Raw genomic sequence first — 17,961 nt, forward strand, 5'->3', positions numbered from 1 at the left:
AAATAAATTACCTAACCTATCTTTCTGCTTAAAAAATTACGAATTACGAATTACGAATTACGAATTATTTACCTATCCTCCCTGAATTACAAGCTTTCTGATACCATACTTCACAAGGACACGCCCAAGGATAATAATGACAACTATCCAGAAAGTTTGATGCAGCAAAATATTAAATAGGGCGTTTGGTTGAAGATTACCAGTAAAAAGACGAAAAGGTTTGTCGATTAGTCCTGAGAAAGGCAGTGCATTCAAAAAAGGCTTGCTCCACTCAGGGAAAAGTGGCAACGGAACAATCATGCCAGAGAAGATACTAACAAGAGTAGGTAGAATACTATTAATCCCCTCGCCCGAAATTGTCCACATCATTGATACGGTAAGAAGCATAGTCAATGCAGACGAAAGTAAAATTGCGCCAATAAAAGAGATAAAAAAGGCAACAAAAGAAGCAAAGGAGGGTGGAAAAGAAAGCGACCATTCATCAAGCCCTAAAAGGGGAAAAATCAAAATTGTGACACCAAGAAGCGGAATGCTACGAAGTATCAGGGGCGTTGTGCGAAGTGCCAAAGCGCGAGTAAACCAAAAATTATAAAGGTCTGTAGGTCGGAGAAGATCGTATCCTACAGCACCAGTTCGGATGAGTTCTTGAATATCTCTATCACCTCCCCAAGGGACAATCGCCATTAGAAACACCTGTCCCAGCCACACATATCCTACAGTTTCTGGAAAAGTCATCGGTTGAGCAGAGGTTGTATGAGTAAAGAATGCCTGTAAAACCATTATTTTCACTAACCCCCAGAAAAACTGAGTTCCAACACCAGCCAAAGCAGCAGCACGGTATTGCAACAGCAGTGTAAATCTAGCAACAAACAGTGACCAATATGCTTTCATGGGCTAATTCCGGCTGAAATTGCATAAAGTTCAGCAACTATCTCTTCAATGGGTGGATTTTCCACAAAAAGATCCTCTACTTCGTGTTGCGAGGTAACTTGGCTAATTAAAGATGCAGCAGAAAGCTTTGTGGGATCGAAGGACAGAGTTACGGTACGACCTTCTTTAGAGATAATACTGACTCCTTCTTTTTCAAAGAAGAAATCATCGTTTGCTAGGTCGATTCTTAAGTATCGACGCGAAGAAACTTGAGAACGCAGTGCTGCTAGAGTTCCATCACAAAGGATTTCACCTCCACCAATAATAATGATGCGATCGCACAATGCTTCGATATCATCCATATCATGAGTAGTTAGGATGGTGGTTACATGATGAGTTTTATTCAGCGCTTTGATAAATTTTCTGACTGCAAGCTTGGAAACTGCATCAAGCCCGATGGTGGGTTCATCAAGAAAAAGAATTTCCGGTCTGTGAAGCATTGCGGCTGCAAAGTCACATCGCATCCTTTGGCCAAGGCTTAACTGTCTCACCGGAGTCGAGAGGAAGCTGGCAAGACCAAGCAAATCAATCATTTCTTCGCGTGTCTGGCGATACTCTGATTGGGGAACGCGATAAATATCCCGCAGCAAATCGAAAGACTCAATCACTGGCAAATCCCACCAGAGTTGTGTTCTTTGACCAAACACTACACCGATGCGATTAACGTGCTTGATTCGATCTTTCCAAGGGGTTCGTCCGCCAATTAGGCATTTTCCACTGGAAGGTACGAGAATACCGCTCAAAATTTTAATCGTGGTCGATTTACCGGCTCCATTTGGGCCAATGTATCCTACAAGTTCTCCCCGTTCTAGGGAAAACGAAACTCCTTTGAGGGCATAAACTTCTTTAGTTTTTCGCTGCACAAGTCCTCGTATTGAACCGAAAAGCCCAGAGGAACGTTCAGACACAAAGAAAGTCTTCCTGAGATTTTCGACCAGAATGTGAGACATATTTGGGCAGGGGGCAGGGGGAAGGGGGAAGGGGGCAATAAAATGGGCTTGGCGGATTAAGAATTGTCTTGGTAGAGGTAGCTGGGGTGACTAATGTCGGAGCGATCGCTAGGGGAATGAAAAATTTCGAGATATATCATTTAATAATAAGTAAATTGCCAATGCAATACCCATACCAAGAATCACCCTAGAAGTATCAATCTACATTCCAATACAAAGAAATACTCCCTCGGCAAATGCATTGTAGGATTAGCATAAGAAGAGGGAGAAATGAAGTACTATTGCTAATGATTAAAATCTGTTGCGGAACTTCTTAAGTACCCGTAAGTAAATATACTTGATATCTTTCTTCAGCTATCGTGACATCTGGACAAACAGTCAGGATTGAAATACCAACTTATAACCAGTTAGCAGGTTCCAGTTCTAATCGGGCTGTAATTGTCAATTCACATTTTTGACCTGACATCAGACGCGCTTTAATCTGATTTTGTCCAGTCGTGGTCGCGCAGATAGGATTCAAAGTCGCTTGGGGAAGGAAAGTCACGTTTCAACTGCGCTAAATCCGCCCCGTAGCCGACGTTCTCAAACCAGCGATACATCGTGGTTACTTCCTCTCCGACTTGCTGCTCAAATGCTTCAAACGGAATTTGTTGGTAGTTGACAGTTTTACCCAGAACGCGGCTGAATGCGGCAGCAATTTCTGTCATAGTCATATCTACACTTGCGACTTCTTTTTGGCAATTCAAGAATTCTGCGGGACGCTCGAACACAGAAGCGACCATTTTCCCGTAATCTTCTTCGGAAAGTTGTTGTAATTTCGTTTCAGGACTGAGCGGTTGGAGAAGCGTTCCTTGCTCAATCATCGGACGCATCGTGTTGTAATTATAGAAAAAGAAAACTGGACGCATCATCGTGTAGGGCAAACCAAGCGATCGAATGTATTCTTCGACTTGAAACTTGCTCTCGAAATGTGGAATGCCCGTGTTGCGTTCTGCGCTTCCCACTGAACTGTAGACGAAATGCTGAATGCCTGCCGATGAAGCTGCATCTGCGATCGCTTTGCCATCTCGGATCTCGGCTTCTAATCCGCCTTCTTTAAGAAAGGTCTGCAACGAAAAAACGCCATAAGCACCTTCCAAAGCGCGATCAACGGAAGCGCGATCGCTAAAGTCTCCTGTTACGAGTTCTGCCCCCGCTTGTTGGAGTGCTTGGGCGGCGGGCTTGTTTGGATCGCGCACAAAGGCACGCACCTTGAAGTTACCGCGCTTTAAAAGATGACGCGCCACTGCGCCGCCCTGATTGCCCGTGGCTCCAGTGACTAAGATAATTCGTTCTGCTGGTGTTTGCTGTGTCATATCTGTTTTTTTAATGCTGTTTGTGTATTTGACATTTATCTTGTCTAAACAGTAGCTTGTACAGCAAAAGAGAAAAAGTAGTTAAAATTCAAAACAGTTATGCAAAAAATTCAAAGATACGTTTGCGTTAATGGACAAGCTGAAAAGCCTGACGATCTTTATCCGCTCCGCTCAATATGGCAGCTTTTCGGAAGCAGCACGACAGTTAGGTATGGCTCCTTCAGCCGTGAGTCGAGCCGTATTGCGCTTGGAAGATGACTTGGGGGTGCGCTTGCTCCAGCGAACAACTCGCAGCTTGACGCTAACCGAAGATGGCAACCGATTTTATCAACGCTGTCAGCAAATTCTCAACGATTTGGAAGAAGCCGAACTCGAAGTCAAACAATCGCAATCAATGCCGCTTGGAACATTGCGGCTCGATCTGAGCTTTGTGTTTGGCAAAATACATATCGCTCCGGCTCTGCTGCAATTTGTCACACAATATCCAAAGCTAAATCTGAATGTTTCTTTTAACGATCGCACCATCGATCTGATTGAGGAAGGTATTGACGCGACAGTGCGGATTGGAATGAGCAGTGATAGCCGTTTAATCATGCACCATCTGGCAACTGCACGCTACATCACTTGTGCCTCGCCGCAGTATCTCGCCCAGTATGGCACGCCTACAACACCCACAGAACTTTTGCAGCATCGCTGTGTCAATTTTATCTATCCACAGACTGGGCGAGAGCCTAAATGGAAGTTTGAACAAGATGGAAAAGCGATTGACCTTTCTGTTGACAGTTATCTGCGATTCGATAATTCAGAAGTCATTTTAGAGGCGGTCATTCAAGGAGCCGGCGTAGTTCAATTTCCCAAATTTATCGCAGCCAAAGCGATCGCGCGTGGAGACCTCCAACCAATTCTTCAATCCTACGCGACCCAAGTTGGATTGCCGATCTCCGTGTTGTACCCGCAAAAACGCTATCTCTGTGCTAAAGTTCGTGTCTTTATTGAGTTTATGACAGAATTGACGGGTGCATTAAAGCGAGTTGATGTTGTAGATTGAAAGCTCGAACTAGTGGAAGAACGACTAGCCCAACGGCGGAGATGGCGCTGAACTCTTCAGACCTGACGCAGGCATTCACTTACACCGCTAAAATGATTTTAAGGAAACTCTTCAGCAGAAACACGACGCTGAAAATTAGCCTGTAAGGATTATCTGGTGCGATCGCAGGAGGCAAAAAATGGGCTTGGCTGGATTAAGAATTGTGTTGGTAGAACCAGCTGGGCCGATCAATATCGGCGCGATCGCCAGGGTAATGAAAAATTTCGGTCTATATAATTTAGTATTAGTGAACCCCCAATGCGATCCGCTATCGACGGAAGCTTTGATGATGGCTGTTCACGCTCAGGAAATTATAGAATCTGCGGTAATAGTGGCAACCTTACCAGAAGCATTGCATGGATGTGTACGGGCGATCGCTACCACTGGTCGCGTTCGCAGTTTGGAAACACCCTTAGAAAATCCCCGCACTGCACTACCCTGGTTACTGGAGGAACTAGAAAAACCCACAGCACTGATTTTTGGCAGAGAAGACCGGGGATTAAGCAATGAAGAATTAAATTATGCACAGCGGTTTGTTGGCATTCCCACAAGTCAAGATTATGTCGCCCTAAATTTGGCTACTGCTGTCGCAATTTGTTGTTATGAATTGTCACAATCTGCCCAAAAACTTGACATTCAAACCTTACCTCAAACTGAACTCGCACCTTTGGATGTTGTGGAAGGATACTACCAGCAATTAGAATCAGTATTACTGAAAATTGGTTATGTATATCCCCATACGGCAGCTAGTCGTATGGGAAAATTCCGCCAATTATATAATCGCGCTAACTTGAAAACTGGGGAGGTGGCCATGCTGCGAGGAATTTTGCAGCAGGTAGAATGGGCCCTGAAAAACCAGAGGGATAGTGAAAACTTGTAATTATTCGTTTAATATATACGCAATCATCCCCCCAAAATAATTAATATGGCTTAAACTAAACACAAAAATGCTACTTAGTGGCAAAGTGGAATTTGAGTATTAATATTGCTTAAAGATTAAGTTTGGGGTCAAGAGTCTGCAAGAAAACAGTCAAGTGGGTCACAAGGAGTAACGGTGTCAGAATCAAGTGGCGAACTAACAGCTTTCTCGCGGCGTCAACCCTTAAATCGCCGCCAGCAGCCACAAAAAGTTCAAAAAGTGGTAAAAAAGAGAGTTAAAGCCAACAGTCAGCAGCAAATTCCAAATGGACAAGAAGGGGCACTAACACGCCCAAAAAATCAAATTAGTTCTTCCCCAATCCCTGGCGCTACACGTAGGGTAAAATCGGGGTTAGTCATGCCGACGGCAGTAAAACCAATATCTACTGTAAAGGGAAAAATTCCTCCCTTCCGACCTGGTGCTGTGATGGTAAAAACAGTGCGGATGGAAAAGCCAAAAACAGGCAGACGCTCATCGCGGAAAACCCGGTTAAAGCCAATGGCCAAAACCATATTGTATGTTTTGCGTTTGTTGATTGTGGGTGTGGGGATGGGTGCAATTGTGGGCACGGCGTTGTCAGTATTAGACCCAGCCAATCGTATCAGCACGAACTCGGCGTCGCAATCTAATAATAATGTTGCTAATGTGGCGCGATCGCAGCCACAACCTACCCAAACTCCCCCAGCCGCAGCTTCGAGTCTATACCTATCTCAGGAAATTACCTCTTTGAAAAATGCCGTGCAAAATTTGGCGGCCACCAACCCAAATCTTACACCCGGAATTTTCTTAGTAGATTTAGATACTGGTAATTATGTAGATATCAATGCCTCTACCAGTTTTCCGGCGGCTAGCACGATTAAAGTGCCGATTTTGATTGCCTTTTTTCAGGATGTGGACGCGGGCAAGATTCGCCTAGATGATATGCTGACCATGCAACAGGATATGGTAGCTGGCGGTTCAGGAGAGCTGCAATACAAACCACCAGGAACTCAGTACGCCGCTTTGGAAGTAGTCACTAAAATGATTACAATCAGCGATAACACGGCGACAAATATGCTGATTGCCCGACTGGGAGGAATGGACGCTTTAAACCAGCGTTTCCGTAGTTGGGGGTTGACAACCACAACAATTCGTAATCAACTCCCAGATTTGCAAGGGACAAACACTACTAGCCCTAAAGAACTAGGGAATTTGATGGCAATTGTAAGTCAAGGAAATTTAGTCAGTATGCCATCACGCGATCTCATGCTTGATATCTTGCGTCGCACCCAAAGAGACACTTTGCTGCCATCAGGTTTGGGGACAGGTGCAAGAGCATACCACAAAACTGGTGATATCGGCACAATGTTGGCAGATACAGGTTTAATTGTTGTTCCAACTGGCAAGCGCTACATAGCCTCTGTAATGGTACAACGTCCAGCAAACGACCCCCGCGCCGAAAAATTGATTAGCTCAATTTCTCGTGCAGCCTACCAAGAGTTTAGCCAAAATCCTGTCACACCAAACACCACTACAAACACTGTACCCGCAAATGGTTATCAGCCTCAGGTTGCGAATCCTGCTTTACCTAACGGTACAACAGGCACTGCACCCATGAGCATTTATCAGCCTCCGGTTGTCACTCCTATACCTAACGGTATGGGAAGTACAGTACCCACAAACGGTTATCAGCCCCAGGTTGCGAATCCTCAGTATTATCCTCAAAGATAATTTGTAATTCGTAATACTTTTCAAACAAGTGAAACTATTAAGATTTGATGATTTGATTAGGGTCTGAATTACCATTCAAATCTTAAGAGTTCCCAATTCCTAATTTTCAGCACCAAATGCAATTTACTTTGAATATTTATAGTCAATTGAATTGTTCTAACAATGTCTCAACACTAGCATTGCTATCCAAAAAAGAAAATAAATGCCAGTAGCGCAGTTTTCCTTCTTTATCTAATACAAACTGTGCTGGTAAAGGCGCTCCTAGTGCTTGTCCTGCTTGATATGTACGAAATACTCGACAACTAGGATCGCTCAATAGTGGCATTTTTAAGCCTAAATCTTTGACAACTATTTGACTCTGCCTTTCATCGGTACTAGTAATCATTAAAACTTCTATACCACGATTTTTAAATTGTTCGTAGTTTTCATTCAAAGCTTTGATGTGAGGAAAACAAAAAGGGCAATATTGCTTTTCGGTAAAAATGCGAGTAAAGGCGAGTAACACTGGTTGTTTGCCTTTATAATCAGACAACTTTACTAAAGTTCCGTTGGTAATATCTGGCAATTGAAAGTCTGGTGTTCCCACTCCAAATCTGAGTTGATTGCTAGCTGGAACTGGTAAAAAATTACGGAAGAATCGCTCATTTAATAAGCCACTAAAGTTAGTTGAAGTTAACATATTTTTAACCTTGATTATTTAAATACTATTTTATAAAAAACCACAGATATTTACGGAGGTTGACATTGTTTAATGTGTATCTCTGTTTATCTGTGGTTCTCATTGATTTTGCTTTCAACTCCAAAAGGTTGGATTAGAGTTTTTTAGCTAGCGAAATTTAGACAGCAGAGAAGTAGACTTTAGACTTCACTGGGTCAGGATTCATGGTCTTGTCACCAGGTTGCCAACCAGCTGGGCAAACTTCATCAGGGTGAGACTGAACATACTGAATTGCTTGTAATGTCCGCAGCGTTTCATCAACGCTACGACCAAAAGCTAGATTGTTAATGGTGGCGTGCTGTATGATACCATCTTTATCGATGATGAACAGACCACGCAAGGCAATGCCTGCTGCTGGGTCAAGAACGTTGTAAGCGGCGCTGATCTCTTTCTTGATGTCGGAGACTAGAGGATAATTCAGGTCGCCGACGCCACCAGACTTACGATCTGTTTGAATCCAAGCGAGGTGAGAGAATTCACTGTCAACGGAAGCCCCAAGGACTTCAGTGTTGATTTTCTTGAATTCTTCGTAGCGATCGCTAAATGCTGTGATTTCAGTAGGACAAACAAAGGTAAAGTCTAATGGGTAGAAAAACAGGACGACATACTTACCGCGATAATCGGAAAGTTTGATTGTCTTAAATTCCTGATCTACCACAGCCGTTGCTGTGAAATCGGGAGCTTGTTGACCAACGCGGAGGCTTCCTTCGGTTCCGTAAGTAAGGGACATTAACCTAATTCTCCTTTATCGGTTTAGTAGCGTTGGAATTTGGGTCAAGTAAAATTTACCCATCCACGCTCTCACAGTTTAATTACGATCTGTTACGACTATATCATACTCATAACGATTTTGAGTAGCAAATGCCTGATTTAGATACAAGAGAATGGTTGCTTACCAACGGCTTAGGAAGTTTTGCCAGTGGTACAGTTTCTGATGTCCGTACACGCACTTATCATGGTTGGCTGTTTGCCGCCACAAACCCGCCTTCTGGAAGGACTCTGCTGTTTTCGCACCTAGAAGCTAGCTTGGAAATATTAGGGCGCGTTGTGGCACTGGGGACAAATGTTTGGGGTAACGGTCAGATTGAGCGAACAGGCTACGAACAGCTACGCCGTTTTGATATTAACCCAGTTCCTAAATGGACTTGGGGTCAAGATAACTGGCAATTAACCAGGCAATTGGTGATGCCCTATGGTTTGGTGGGGACTGGGGGCGGGGGAGCAGGAGAGCAGGGGAGCAGGGGAGAAGTTGCAGAAAGTTTTTCCCCTTTGCCCCTCTGCCCCTCCGCCCCTCTGCCTCTTATACCCAATGCCCAATTTTGCCATCGAATTTTAATCCAGTATCGCTATGAGGGAACTGAAACAGCGATTTTACGGTTGCGACTGTTGATAGCAGAACGTGACTTTCACCACCAGCAGACTGCTCAAGAATTACAGTTTTCACAATTGCTAGGGGAACAACAAGTCTGTCTGCAAGCAATCAATTCTGGGCGCTTCGGCATACCTTGGCACTTGCGCTGGACACAAGGAAATTATCAACCAGATGCAGTTTGGTATTGGGATTATAGATTGTCTGAGGAGACAAAACGGGGATTAGGCGACAAGGAAGACCTCCACAGTCCTGGTTACTTGATAGTCACACTTCAACCAGGAGACACGGTAACTTTAGAAGCACGAGTCGGTTTTCCTGACTCAGTGCCAGGTGTTATCACCGTCAAAACCTTCACAGAAGCTGTGGAGGCAGAGCAAGAAAGGCTTTCACAAATTTTTGGATGGGGGCAGGGGGGTAGGGGGGCAGAGGAGCAGAGGAGCAGGGGAGCAGGGGAGCGAGGGAATAACTATGAATATTCAATGCCCCATACCCCATGTCCAATTTCCAATGCCCAATTCCCAATCTGGCAACAACTACTCAAAGCAAGCGATCAGTTTATCGTCTATCGAGCCTCAGTTGCAGGCCCCACGGTGATTGCTGGTTATCATTGGTTTAATGATTGGGGACGCGATACATTAATCGCTTTACCGGGGTTGGCACTAGTTCCACAGCGCTTTGATCTAGCAAAAAGAGTGTTGCGAACTTTTGGGCATTATTGTCGCCACGGTTTGATTGCGAATGCATTTCCCGATCTCAATGGCGAACCAATTTATAACAGTATTGATGCGGCATTATGGTGGATTGAAACTTTAGGACTTTATTTAGAAGCTAGCCAAGACTGGGATTTTTTGGCAGAGCAATTCCCTGTAGTACAGCAAATCTATAAAGCATTTGTCGGTGGTACACATTTCAATATCCAGGTTGATGCTACCGATGGGCTAGTTAGTTGGGATGCTAGTGGTGTAGCTCTCACTTGGATGGATGTGGTAATTGGGGCACACCCCGTCACACCCCGTTACGGGAAGTCGGTGGAAATCAATGCGCTGTGGTATTCTGCTTTATGTTGGCTGAGTCAGTGGGCAGAGCGCTTGAGCCAAATGGAATATGGCTCACCAGTGCGTCTCACTAAGCAAGCACAGCGTTATGCTAACCAAGCACAACACGTAAAAACCTCACTGCAAAAATTTTGGAATCCTCAGCTAGGTTATCTGTACGATACTATTGAGCCGGACGATCGCCGGAATTTTCAAATTCGTCCGAATGCCGTTTTGGCGCTGTCGCTACACCATTGTGGGTTTCCCGAACAGCAAGGGTGTCAGATATTAGATTTGGCAACTACCAGCTTGCTCACACCTTATGGTCTTCGCAGTCTCGATCCAGGAGATCCCGAATATAAAGGAAAATATGAGGGCAATCAACAGCAACGCGATCGCGCTTATCATCAAGGCACTGTTTGGACTTGGCTAATTGGGCCATATATTCGGGCTTGGCAACGTTTTTATCCACAACAATCGCTGCCTTTTGATTGGCAACCCTTGCTAGATCACTTTTTCTTTGATGCTTGTCTTGGTTCTATTTCTGAGATTTTTGATGGCGATTCACCTCACACACCCAGAGGAGCGATCGCTCAAGCTTGGTCAGTTGCCGAAGTAATCCGCCACATTCAATAGTTGTAGGCATACAGATGGTCTGGAATAATTATTCTTGATTAATATCCATTCACAAATTAATATTGCTAGTTGGAATCTACAAAACCCTTACTATACAAGCTTTTTATTAATTTATCTAATTATCTAAAAGTCACTAGAGATTTTCGATGATTTCATAAATTGAGGCTGCAAAACCAAAGATATTTATTTTCTTCTGTGAGAAAATATGTGATGATGAAATTTCATGAATGATATGTAGTATTATTGATAACAGCAATGTATTTAAGGCTTTATTTAGATACTGCTATAGGATGGATGATTGACAGTGCAATTACTATTAATAAAGCTTATTTTATATTACCTTATTATAAAATATATCAGATCTTAACGCTAAATAAGCCTAAAGAAGTATAGATATAAATTGAGAAATCAATTAATAAAATAAAGGACAAAAAATAAAGTTCACGTAGGAAGAATTGTAAATAAAATGACTCAACTTAATAACAAGACTAACCTTCAAGAGGAAACAGATTTAGGGACTTTCATTGCTCAGGCTACTACTACAGATAAATGGCAAGTATTGTCTTACAGTGCTCCAATCCTACCTATACATGCCGCTCTACTTCGTACTGGTAAGATATTCTTTTTCTGTGGCTCAGGTAACGATTCAACTCGGTTAAATACTCCCTATGACAGTGTGGTCTGGGATGTAAACAAGGGAACCTTTTCCCGTCAAGCGCCTCCATTAGATAGTAACAATCAACCTATGGATCTTTTTTGCGCTGGTCACTCCTTCCGCCCTGATGGTCTGTTACTGGTTGCAGGTGGAACTTTGCGCTATGACCCATTTTATGGTTCACCCTATGCTCTGATGTTCGATCCTATTGCTGAGAAATGGGTCAAGATCCTATCAATGAATAATGGTCGCTGGTATCCTACTGTGTTAACACTAGGCAGCGGTCGAGTCTTAGCAGTGTCTGGGCCGGATAAAGATGGCAAGCTCAATAGACAACCAGAAATTTATTCTGCTTTCTTTCCAAATGGTTGGAAAGCTTTTCCAACAACTAGTGCCTTACCGCCATACGCACATTTGTTTCTACTAAGTAGTGGGAAAATTTTTTATTCAGGTGCCCAGATGGGTGGCACTGGAGTGACACCAAGGATATTAACCCTGCCAGAGACATTTACACAATCCATTACAGAAACAGTGGTGACAGGGCTGCAAGACATAGCTTTTGGCGATCAAGCTGCCAGTGTTCTTTTACCACCTGCACAAGATCAAAAGGTGATGATTCTCGGTGGGGGTAGTGGTAAGACAGCAACAAAGAGGGTAAATATTGTCGATTTAAAAGCTAGTAATCCAACTTACGTCGCAGCAAAGCCTTTAAACTATGCTCGGATGCATCACAGCGCAGTTTTATTACCCGATCGCACAGTGTTTGTTTGCAATGGTAGCAAAATGAATGAAGACACAACACAATCAATGCTGCCAGCAGAAATCTACAATCCAGCTACAAATACCTGGACAGTAGTAGCTAAACAAACTGTCCCCCGCGTATATCACTCGGTGGCCTTGCTGCTACCAGATGGTAGCGTCGTTGCAGCTGGGGGGAACCCTCAACGGAGGGTCAATGAACTGCGATTAGAAATCTACAGTCCTGCGTATATGTCGCGATCGCGTCCAGTTATTCAGAGCGCTCCTCAAACTGTTACCTACGGGCAGCAATTTACGATTCAGACACCCCAAGCTGCAAATATTAAGTGGGTTAGTCTGATTAGACCAATGGCAACTACCCATTCCTGCGATACAGAACAAAGGTTAGTGGATGCACCCATTATTTCTAGAAACGCTACTTCTGTTAAGGTCACGGTCATAAACAATCGAAACATCGCACCCCCAGGCTGGTACATGCTTTTTATTAGTGACAACAATGGAACGCCCTCAGTAGCAACCTGGACGCAAATATATTAGAGGATGTTTGAAAAGGATTTGCTTGAGCCTCAAGTCTACTCAGGAGAGCGATCTTAAATTCTAAAACTCCGATTCTCTCGTAGCAGTTTCTCGGTAGCCAGGCTAGTGAAACACACGCTTGAGGACTTTTCAAACAACCTCTTAGCCTTATCTGTTTATGTTCACACTGCTGCCTAATAAAAGTCATCAATTCTAGGAAGGAAAATATGAATTACAAGGTATCACGTCGACGGTTTGGACAGTTGGCACTTGCTGGAACTGTAGTATCTGGGCTTGGTTATCTAACCAAGAAAGCCTTGGCAGAAACACCAAGTTTAAATATTGTCGGTATAGGTTCTAGCCCGCTCATTAATACTGACCAAACGGTTATTACAGAGGTAAACACTACTGAATTAGTAGAGAACACTGCCTTAAACAGTGTAAGCACAGATATTAAGCCTGTAGGACTAGTTTTGCAATCCTTAATGACAGGTAAGGCTCAGGTACTTACGGATAAAAGTACACCTCTATTAGAGCCTAATGAGATATTGAGTGGTTTTACTTCTTTAAGCGATGGCACACTTGTTGTAGCCATTACTCCGGTTGCGATTAGTCGGAGACAGCCGACACCTACTCGCATTACATTTTTGGGTACGCCTGTAAAAACTTTGATAGTCTCAGGACTTAAACCAAATCAACAGCTTGGGAGCTTGCTAGGTACTAATGATGGGCGACTCATTGGTCTAGTAGGAAAGAAGAATGGTACACCACCGATCAGATTGGTAGATATTAACCTTCAAACAGGAGAGGTAAGTTCTATTAGCAAGATTAAATTCCTGGACGATGAGCGGGTCAGCAATCTAGCTGAGTGCCCAGATGGAATACTTTATACCTCTATAGTTGGTGCGTATGGTGATACAACTTTGGTGCAGATAGATCCAAATCAAAAAAAGCCCATCAGACTGGGACAATTGAAAATTAATGGTCAAGCATGGAATAATGGCTTACAAAGCTTAGTTTGCTCTACAACAGGTCAACTCCTAGCCTTTGGAGCGATGAGATATGAGACACCTAATGCTGTGTTTATTGTTGATAAGAACAGTGGAAATATGACTCGGCTACAAGACTTTGATACTGCTCAGATTACGCGTACTCGTGCTTAGAAGGAATTGATCTGATATCTCTAGCAAAAAAACTGTCTAGCCCTCATCTTTGCTTGAGGGCTTTTTATTGGCATTGATTGGTACAGCTTATTATTAAGAATATTTTTGACTTATTTTCTAATTAGTTACCTTTGAAAATTATGATTGATACAGAACAGGAGTAACTTAAACAAATTTATAATAATTTTGATAAATAGCTTAGATCGGGAAAGGTTGCCGATGTTCAAAACTTACTCATTAGATTCTCCTTTGGAGTACAGAGATCGCCTTTTCGATAGCTAAGAATCTAATGAGAGTGTGTTAGCATAACTAACCGAAGGTATTGCTAATTGTTAATTACGACGGAAATTTCTCTTGCGTTGTTTGTGTCGAGCGACTTCTTTGCGCTTGTGTTTTTCCAAAGGCGTTTCAAAGTGACGATTCTTTCTCATGTCTGGAAAAATACCCGCTTTGGAAACTTCTCTCTTAAATCGACGTAAGGCTGACTCAATTCCTTCATTTTCGCCCACAAATACTTGGGTCATTTATCATCTCCTACTTAATTGGTACTGGGCAATTAAGCCATCCAGTAGACCGGAGCGCAAAAAGGGCAGATAATGATTCTGCCCTTTAGACGTTAAAACTTAATTTTTGATCTTAAAGCTTAGTAGCGGGATCTATTGTATCCACCACCACCACCACTGCCGCGGCGATCGCCACCACCACCAAAAGAACCACCTCTATCTTCTTTTGGTTTAGCCTTATTGACTTTGAGGTCGCGTCCCATCCATTCAGCTCCATCAAGAGCGTCAATGGCAGCTGTTTCTTCAGCTTCTGTGCCCATCTCTACAAAGGCAAAGCCGCGTGGACGTCCTGTTTCACGGTCAGTAGGTAACTGAACCCGCTTTACAGTACCGTGTTCGGCAAACACAGAATTGAGGTCATCTTGTGTGACCTCGTAGGATAGATTACCTACATAAATTGACATGCATTATCTCCAAAATCATAGGTGTGTAGAGATTTAGATTTCGGAGGCAAGCTTGTTAAGACCAAAAGGGAAAAGCCTGTCAATACTAAAAACAAAGAATGTAACCGAATTTTATTCTCACTTGATTATCTTAGCACATCATTGAGTTCTTACCCACCGTAACTCAAGATTGGGGGTTGAAAATTGGGCACAAGAGGCAGAATTGTAAAGGGGCACAGAGGAAAAACTTACATGCAATTTCTCGCCTGTTTTTTCACTCACTCATACCAATTTGAAAAATGATTGCGACAGATGGATTCACACCAAGCCAGACGCAGCAAGGCAATTCCCAATCCAAAATCTAAAATCTAAAATGGTATCATCATTCTCCAGTACCCAGTCTCCTCATAATATTGATTAGCAGAAATTCCCCAAATAATTGCAAAATAAATGCAGTTCGTCATTGTTACTAATTGGAAATGCCGACTACACTTGCTGACGCACAAAATTTACTTTCTGACCTGATCGCTCGCTACTCAGGGCGTGTAGATTATCTGATGATTCGCCTTGAAGAAGCAGAAGGGACTGATATCTTGTTGCGTGGCGACAAGGTAGAAACCCTCAGTGAAGGCATCTCCATTGGCGGACATATTCGCGCTTGTCATAAAGGTGGATGGGGGTTGAGCTGCTTTAACCAGCTGGCAACAATCGAGGATCGCATAGAAGAAGCGATCGCGGCTGCGCGGATGGTTGGTGATGAAGAAACTTTACTTGCACCCATTGACCCGGTGCAAGCAGTATGCGTTCTACCCCTAAAAGGTACCGATCCCCGAAATATCCCACTCTCGCAGAAAAAACAATTGTGCGATCGCTATGCCCAATTGCTTAAAAGCGTCGATCGCCGAATTACCACTACCTCGGTGCGTTACGGTGACAGCGCCCAAAAAGTCATCATTGCTACTTCCGAAGGTACTTTGATCGAGCAATCTTGGGTAGATATGGAAATGCGTTTTGCCGCCACCGCCAGAAATGGCGAAACCGTACAAACTGGACGGGAAACGACTGGTTCTCGCAAAGCTTACGAAGATTTAACTAGTTTGGATGAACAGGTACAAGGTGCTGCTCAAAGAGCGATCGCCGCTTTATCTCTACCACCAGTCAAAGGCAATACTTACACTGTAGTCATTGACCCAATTCTCACGGGTTTATTCGTCCACGAAGCCTTCGGACATCTTTCTGAGGCTGATATGGCTTACGAAAACCCCGATCTGTTAGAAGTGATGACCATCGGACGGCGGTTTGGCCCAGAAGAACTGCAAATTTTTGATGGTGCGGCTCCAGAGGGACATCGCGGTAGCTATTTTTACGACGATGAAGGCACACCTGCCACTACTACTCAATTAATTAAAGATGGAGTTTTAGTGGGACGTTTACATTCTCGTGAAACTGCTGGCAAATTGGAGGAAGCGCCTACGGGTAATGCCCGTTGTCTCAACTATCACTTTACTCCCATTGTGCGGATGACAAATACCTGGATTGAACGGGGTAAAACACCAGTTGCAGACTTATTTACCGATATCAAAGAAGGAGTTTATGCCCGTAATTGGTTGGGTGGGATGACGAATGGGGAAATGTTTACCTTTAGCGCTGGGGAAGCGTGGATGATTAGGAACGGCAAAATTGCTGAACCTGTCCGGGATGTAACGCTTTCGGGAAATGTATTCCAAACTTTAGCGGATATTGAGGCACTTGGTGATGATTTTTATTGGGATGAATCTGGCGGTTGTGGTAAGGGAGGGCAAAATGGCTTGTCAGTGGGTTGTGGTGGCCCTAGCCTCCGAATTCGAGATGTAGTGGTTGGTGGGGAAACATGACCTATCTGCTTCAGTCGTAAGAATCGTAGTCTGCAAAAGAATAGGAATTGGTTTTGCCATAACCTCTGCCAGACGAACAACACAATTGAGTATAGCGATCGCTTTGCACTAATGCTTAACGTGAGCCTCCGTTGGAAACTCACGTTAATCCTTAAATTTTTAAGGTGAGCAACATCCCTCCCAAGTATGAAATTAACTCATAACTCCAGGTAGTAGCGCTAGTAGTTAAAAATAGCTAATTTAGACAAAGTTGATTCAATATCCACTCTAGTTTGATTCATCACACTAATCCTCCGTGGCGCGTGCTGGGGATTTACAGTTAGTCTGGATAGTCCAAAATTATTCGTAATCGATCGCTTGCTGACTCGCTATTGCTGCGCTAACGTAATTCGTAATAAAGAGTGTTTCAGACTCTTATTTAGAGCCAAACTGAAATAAAGCCACGTATATGTAAAGGGGAATTACACTCAAAAATTACGAATTACGAATTACGAATTACGAATTAGTTAAACGTTCCTTAGCACAGCGACAGATATGAAAGCAGATCAACTCCTGAAAAACTATGCCGCAGGTGTCAGAGACTTTACTGGTATCAACTTGAGCGAGGCTAACTTAAGGGAAGCCAATCTTAGTGGCGTAATTTTAGATCGAGCAATTTTAGATGGAGCTAATCTGAGTCACGCTAATTTAGCCCACGCCAGTTTGATTGAAGCAGACTTAAATGGAGCAGATTTGAGCAATGCGGATCTCAGTAGTAGCAACTTAAGCGGAGCGATTTTGGATGGAGCAATTTTGGATGGAGCAGATTTGGATGGAGCTAATTTGAGTCACGCTGATTTGACGGTTGCTAAACTGATTGAAACTAACTTGAGTGAGGCGGATTTGCAGGAAGCAAACTTGATAGCGGCGAATCTAGATGGAGCAGATTTAAGTGGTGCAGACTTAACTGTAGCCGACTTATCCCAGGCAAATCTCACTCAAGCAGATTTGAGCCAGACAAATTTGAGCGGAGCCAATTTAGATGGAGCCAATATAGAAGGAACTATTCTGGATGAGAATGTCATCCCTTAATTTTCTCTGCACAGGCGCTACAGTTTACACACCAGTTCTTTTAGAGTTGCAAAGGCATTGTTTTGACTGACAATGCCTTTGTTGCAGCTGACAATACCATTGAGATGAGAACTTGGAATATTGCATAAAAGTCTATAAGGCAATACGGTTCAGTTAAGGATTTTTGGTATTGATTTTAGGTATGTAAAGACGTTGCAATGCAACGTCTCTACAAACTGGAGTTTAGACTAAAAGCGATATGAGAGAACGCAAATCAAAAGGAATTA

General features: G+C 43.4%; 15 protein-coding genes. 8 read left to right on the forward strand and 7 right to left on the reverse strand.

Translation table 11 applies throughout. The annotated features are described in order from the left end of the window. Positions 1–72 precede the first annotated feature (72 nt). The 3 genes from ACM0OX_RS25195 to ACM0OX_RS25205 form a co-directional block, all read right to left on the reverse strand. Positions 73–891, reverse strand: a complete 819-nt coding sequence (locus tag ACM0OX_RS25195) for an ABC transporter permease (protein ID WP_414517635.1) — start codon at positions 889–891, stop codon at positions 73–75. Continuing rightward, positions 888–1,838: an ABC transporter ATP-binding protein gene (locus tag ACM0OX_RS25200; protein WP_414517636.1), complete on the reverse strand. Its 951-nt coding sequence runs from the start codon at positions 1,836–1,838 to the stop codon at positions 888–890. The genes ACM0OX_RS25195 and ACM0OX_RS25200 overlap by 4 nt, the downstream gene beginning before the upstream one ends. Positions 1,839–2,356: 518 nt before the next feature. Further along, positions 2,357–3,235, reverse strand: a complete 879-nt coding sequence (locus tag ACM0OX_RS25205) for an NmrA/HSCARG family protein (protein WP_414517637.1) — start codon at positions 3,233–3,235, stop codon at positions 2,357–2,359. Between the two features lie 130 nt (positions 3,236–3,365). On the opposite strand from ACM0OX_RS25205, the gene ACM0OX_RS25210 reads away from it, so the two are divergent. From ACM0OX_RS25210 to ACM0OX_RS25220, 3 genes are all read left to right on the forward strand, one after another. Then, positions 3,366–4,283: a LysR family transcriptional regulator gene (locus ACM0OX_RS25210; protein ID WP_414517638.1), complete on the forward strand. Its 918-nt coding sequence runs from the start codon at positions 3,366–3,368 to the stop codon at positions 4,281–4,283. A 178-nt stretch (positions 4,284–4,461) separates the two neighbouring features. Next, positions 4,462–5,202 carry an RNA methyltransferase gene (locus tag ACM0OX_RS25215; protein ID WP_414517639.1) on the forward strand — a complete coding sequence of 247 codons (741 nt, stop codon included), beginning with the start codon at positions 4,462–4,464 and terminating at the stop codon, positions 5,200–5,202. A gap of 174 nt (positions 5,203–5,376) precedes the next feature. Beyond that, positions 5,377–6,951 (forward strand): serine hydrolase, encoded by a 1,575-nt coding sequence (locus ACM0OX_RS25220; protein ID WP_414517640.1) that lies wholly within the window; start codon positions 5,377–5,379, stop codon positions 6,949–6,951. Between the two features lie 142 nt (positions 6,952–7,093). Here ACM0OX_RS25220 and ACM0OX_RS25225 read toward each other — a convergent pair whose 3' ends face one another. Both ACM0OX_RS25225 and ACM0OX_RS25230 read right to left on the reverse strand, forming a co-directional pair. Beyond that, the gene (locus ACM0OX_RS25225; RefSeq protein ID WP_414517641.1) at positions 7,094–7,630 is read right to left on the reverse strand and encodes a peroxiredoxin family protein; all 537 of its coding nucleotides are present in this window, start codon (positions 7,628–7,630) and stop codon (positions 7,094–7,096) included. A gap of 157 nt (positions 7,631–7,787) precedes the next feature. Then, complete coding sequence (locus ACM0OX_RS25230; RefSeq protein WP_069068387.1) at positions 7,788–8,399, reverse strand: peroxiredoxin; 612 nt, start codon at positions 8,397–8,399, stop codon at positions 7,788–7,790. 131 nt (positions 8,400–8,530) lie between these two features. On the opposite strand from ACM0OX_RS25230, the gene ACM0OX_RS25235 reads away from it, so the two are divergent. The 3 genes from ACM0OX_RS25235 to ACM0OX_RS25245 all read left to right on the forward strand — a co-directional run bounded on the left by ACM0OX_RS25235 (position 8,531) and on the right by ACM0OX_RS25245 (position 13,804). After that, on the forward strand, positions 8,531–10,711 hold the full coding sequence (locus ACM0OX_RS25235) for an amylo-alpha-1,6-glucosidase (RefSeq protein ID WP_414517642.1): 2,181 nt from the start codon (positions 8,531–8,533) through the stop codon (positions 10,709–10,711). A 466-nt stretch (positions 10,712–11,177) separates the two neighbouring features. Next, complete coding sequence (locus ACM0OX_RS25240; protein WP_414517643.1) at positions 11,178–12,662, forward strand: galactose oxidase-like domain-containing protein; 1,485 nt, start codon at positions 11,178–11,180, stop codon at positions 12,660–12,662. Between the two features lie 206 nt (positions 12,663–12,868). Continuing rightward, a complete protein-coding gene (locus tag ACM0OX_RS25245) occupies positions 12,869–13,804 on the forward strand; it encodes a hypothetical protein (protein ID WP_414517644.1) in 936 nt (311 codons plus the stop codon). A 332-nt stretch (positions 13,805–14,136) separates the two neighbouring features. Here the strand turns inward: ACM0OX_RS25245 and rpsU are convergent, their stop codons facing one another. Both rpsU and ACM0OX_RS25255 read right to left on the reverse strand, forming a co-directional pair. Then, positions 14,137–14,328, reverse strand: a complete 192-nt coding sequence (gene rpsU, locus ACM0OX_RS25250; RefSeq protein WP_069073774.1) for a 30S ribosomal protein S21 — start codon at positions 14,326–14,328, stop codon at positions 14,137–14,139. Positions 14,329–14,447: 119 nt separating this feature from the next. Further along, positions 14,448–14,771 (reverse strand): RNA-binding protein, encoded by a 324-nt coding sequence (locus tag ACM0OX_RS25255; protein ID WP_335199689.1) that lies wholly within the window; start codon positions 14,769–14,771, stop codon positions 14,448–14,450. A 458-nt stretch (positions 14,772–15,229) separates the two neighbouring features. Here ACM0OX_RS25255 and ACM0OX_RS25260 point away from each other — a divergent pair, with 458 nt between their 5' ends. After that, positions 15,230–16,624 (forward strand): TldD/PmbA family protein, encoded by a 1,395-nt coding sequence (locus tag ACM0OX_RS25260; protein WP_414517645.1) that lies wholly within the window; start codon positions 15,230–15,232, stop codon positions 16,622–16,624. 534 nt (positions 16,625–17,158) lie between these two features. Next, entirely contained in the window at positions 17,159–17,695 is a 537-nt protein-coding gene (locus ACM0OX_RS25265; protein WP_414517646.1) for a pentapeptide repeat-containing protein, read from the forward strand. Positions 17,696–17,961: the final 266 nt, after the last annotated feature.

Origin of the sequence: Nostoc sp. PCC 9305 (assembly GCF_963920915.1) — a bacterium.
Taxonomy (GTDB): domain Bacteria; phylum Cyanobacteriota; class Cyanobacteriia; order Cyanobacteriales; family Nostocaceae; genus Nostoc.

Coding starts and splice junctions, on each gene's coding strand:
- ACM0OX_RS25225 (WP_414517641.1), bottom strand. CDS start 7,630: ATGTTAACTTCAACTAACTTTAGTGGCTTATTAAATGAGCGATTCTTC.
- rpsU (WP_069073774.1), bottom strand. CDS start 14,328: ATGACCCAAGTATTTGTGGGCGAAAATGAAGGAATTGAGTCAGCCTTA.
- ACM0OX_RS25245 (WP_414517644.1), top strand. CDS start 12,869: ATGAATTACAAGGTATCACGTCGACGGTTTGGACAGTTGGCACTTGCT.
- ACM0OX_RS25210 (WP_414517638.1), top strand. CDS start 3,366: ATGGACAAGCTGAAAAGCCTGACGATCTTTATCCGCTCCGCTCAATAT.
- ACM0OX_RS25195 (WP_414517635.1), bottom strand. CDS start 891: ATGAAAGCATATTGGTCACTGTTTGTTGCTAGATTTACACTGCTGTTG.
- ACM0OX_RS25240 (WP_414517643.1), top strand. CDS start 11,178: ATGACTCAACTTAATAACAAGACTAACCTTCAAGAGGAAACAGATTTA.
- ACM0OX_RS25235 (WP_414517642.1), top strand. CDS start 8,531: ATGCCTGATTTAGATACAAGAGAATGGTTGCTTACCAACGGCTTAGGA.
- ACM0OX_RS25255 (WP_335199689.1), bottom strand. CDS start 14,771: ATGTCAATTTATGTAGGTAATCTATCCTACGAGGTCACACAAGATGAC.
- ACM0OX_RS25265 (WP_414517646.1), top strand. CDS start 17,159: ATGAAAGCAGATCAACTCCTGAAAAACTATGCCGCAGGTGTCAGAGAC.
- ACM0OX_RS25205 (WP_414517637.1), bottom strand. CDS start 3,235: ATGACACAGCAAACACCAGCAGAACGAATTATCTTAGTCACTGGAGCC.
- ACM0OX_RS25260 (WP_414517645.1), top strand. CDS start 15,230: ATGCCGACTACACTTGCTGACGCACAAAATTTACTTTCTGACCTGATC.
- ACM0OX_RS25215 (WP_414517639.1), top strand. CDS start 4,462: ATGGGCTTGGCTGGATTAAGAATTGTGTTGGTAGAACCAGCTGGGCCG.
- ACM0OX_RS25230 (WP_069068387.1), bottom strand. CDS start 8,399: ATGTCCCTTACTTACGGAACCGAAGGAAGCCTCCGCGTTGGTCAACAA.